1 protein-coding gene is annotated in these 1,706 nt (G+C 44.0%); it reads right to left on the bottom strand.

The features are described from left to right. Positions 1 to 84: 84 nt before the first annotated feature. Complete coding sequence (locus QUA20_RS31635) at positions 85 to 1,392, bottom strand: NF041680 family putative transposase (protein WP_333194292.1); 1,308 nt, start codon at positions 1,390 to 1,392, stop codon at positions 85 to 87. Positions 1,393 to 1,706: the final 314 nt, after the last annotated feature.

The raw sequence follows: 1,706 nt of genomic DNA, 5'->3' as shown, positions 1-1,706 counted from the left end.
CTGGAGTTTAGACTAGGCAGCAAGAAAAGACTCAGCAAAGCTGAGTTGAAAATAAACAGACTTCAGATCTGAAAATCTACACTACTAAGCAGATTCTGATTGCTCTTTGCGGGGCTTGGTTGTAGTTTTTTTAACTATGGGGTAGCGAATTCTACGTTTACGTGGTTGATCGGTCTTCCAGCCTGGAGACTTTCCGCGAGGTTTGGGTGGTTGGGCTGGAGTACCAATCACTGCAAAAATGCTTCCCATCGCCTGGGCAACCCTTCCAGGGGTCATTTTGTCTGATGACTTTTGCCAAGGTAAAGGGTTATCCGCAACAATATCACGGGCTAACCACAACTCCCAAGTCATCAGAGGCATCAAATCACTCCAGCGCTCACATTGCTTAGGGGTACTCAGCTTTGGTACAGTCCAATGTAGGCGTTGCTTTAAAAAACGATACCAGTGGTCAATGGTAAAGCGACGCAAGTAAAGTCGCCAAACTTCTTCTATTGGTGGCATTTCTTCTCCTACCCAAGCTAACCATAAAGGTTTCGATACTCGTTGATTACCTTGTTCGTCAATACGTTCAACTCTGATCGTGGACATCGGGCGTGTCGCCGCTTTACGGAAATGCAGATTTTTCCAAAGGCTAACCCGTACCCGTTTTAGTTTCGGATCGTCTACCTCGAAGACAGATGCTGCTTCACCCCATGTTTTTGGTTCATTCAACTTGAATTTATCACCATGTTTTCTGGGACAGCCCTTGCCAGAATAAGCTCCTGGTTCGCCCCACAAACACAAATTTGAACGCAACCGGACTAGAATATCGACTGCAATGTTAGCTGTCTTTAAGACAAAAGGCGCGCATCCATACTCACTGTCCCAAACCGAAATCGGTCTGGCGGGGAAATGTTCACACACCTGTTTTAGTTGCCAAATTGCTTTCTCTATTGGGCTTTCCCAACTGGTTATGCGCTCATGTCTCAAGGGTAATGCCCAACTACCTGAATCCTCTGGTATCCAAGCAATTGTACTGTATCCTTGACCAACGGTAATCGGTTTATTTCCGGCTATGGACGTGCCACTATGTTCATAAGTCCTCTCTTGTAGCGTTACTGCATCCGGGCGTGACCAGTTTGTGTGATCTCCTGCTAACAAGGGTCGTGCCTCTGCTGGTATCTGTTTGATATATAGCTGCATCAATTTCTGTCGCTGCGGTCTACTATCTTGTAGCGCTTCATAAATACTTGACCACTTGCGTCTAAATACTGGTGATAAGGATAAATCTGCTAAGGAATAAACATTGCGAGTCAGCAATATGGCATCTGTTAATTCAAACGTCGCATCTTTAGCTCTACCTAAATATTTATAAGCTACTTGACGAAACTCTTCAAGTCTGGCATTTTTCATGTTGGCAGGTGAGTAATTGTAGTTCTTTTCTCACTTTCTGCCACAAGGGGGCTGTATTCAATCAGACACCCCTTTTTTTCTTGATCGTTCCCCCTCTGATAATGATAATCGAATATGGGGGGTGGGAGAGAAACGAGCGACACTCGTTTCTCTCCCACCCTTTTCATGATTATCATTATTGTATTATAATCGGAGCAGATATACTACAAAATTGTTAAAGGTCGCGGATGCTTTGAGGCTGAAAAGATAATATTTTTAATCTCTAATTCCATTTGGTTTGCGTTCTCTCATATCGCTTTTAGTCTAAACTCCAG

Origin of the sequence: Microcoleus sp. Pol7_A1, from assembly GCF_036701085.1 — a bacterium.
Lineage (GTDB): Bacteria > Cyanobacteriota > Cyanobacteriia > Cyanobacteriales > Microcoleaceae > Microcoleus > Microcoleus asticus.
This window is presented reverse-complemented; position numbering and strand designations above follow the sequence as displayed.